We start from the raw sequence: 611 nt of genomic DNA on the forward strand, positions 1-611 counted from the left end.
GGGGACGCCGATGGTGATCGGGATCCGAACCCGCGACGAGGAGCTGAAGCCCGGCGTCGTCTACTTCCGTCACGGCGTCCCGGTGATCAACCCCGACACCGCCTACGACCTGTTCGTCGAGGGGATGCCGCCGCTCATCTACGCCGCCCCCGGCGGCCTGTACGTCAGCCTCGACGGCGACCTGCTGGCCGACGAACGCGAGGAGCGCGGCTGGTCGCTCGGCCGGCTCGCGAACGAGCTGGGCGTCTCCCGGCGCACCGTCTCGAAGTACGAGGACGGGATGAACGCCTCCATCGAGGTGGCGATCCAGCTGGAGGAACTGTTCGACCAGCCTTTCTCCAGCCCGGTGGACGTGCTCGACGGCGCGGACGAGGTCCACCGGCGGTCGATCGCGCGCGACGCGTTCGAGGACCCGCCGACGGAGGAGCTGGAGGCCGTCACTCGGTTCGGCGAGTTCGACTGATCCGGCGCGTGGCCCCGGTGCGTCTCAGTCGTCGGCGTCCTCCTGAAACACCTCGAACAGTTCGGGATCCGTCCCGAACTTGAGGACGTTCGTCACGACGGAGTTGCGGAGGTTCGTGATGAGCTCGCCGTACTCCTTGTAGAACGCG

The 611-nt window shown here is 68.1% G+C and carries 2 pseudogenes; one reads left to right on the forward strand and one right to left on the reverse strand.

The features are described 5' to 3' along the window. Positions 1 to 451 (forward strand): annotated as a pseudogene (locus D3D02_RS18470) (helix-turn-helix domain-containing protein); the annotation flags it as partial. Between the two features lie 36 nt (positions 452 to 487). On the opposite strand, the pseudogene D3D02_RS18475 reads toward D3D02_RS18470, so the two are convergent. Then, a pseudogene (locus D3D02_RS18475) lies at positions 488 to 611 on the reverse strand (winged helix-turn-helix domain-containing protein); the annotation flags it as partial.

Source organism: Halobellus sp. Atlit-38R (genome assembly GCF_003665925.1).
Lineage (GTDB): Archaea > Halobacteriota > Halobacteria > Halobacteriales > Haloferacaceae > Haloquadratum > Haloquadratum inordinatus.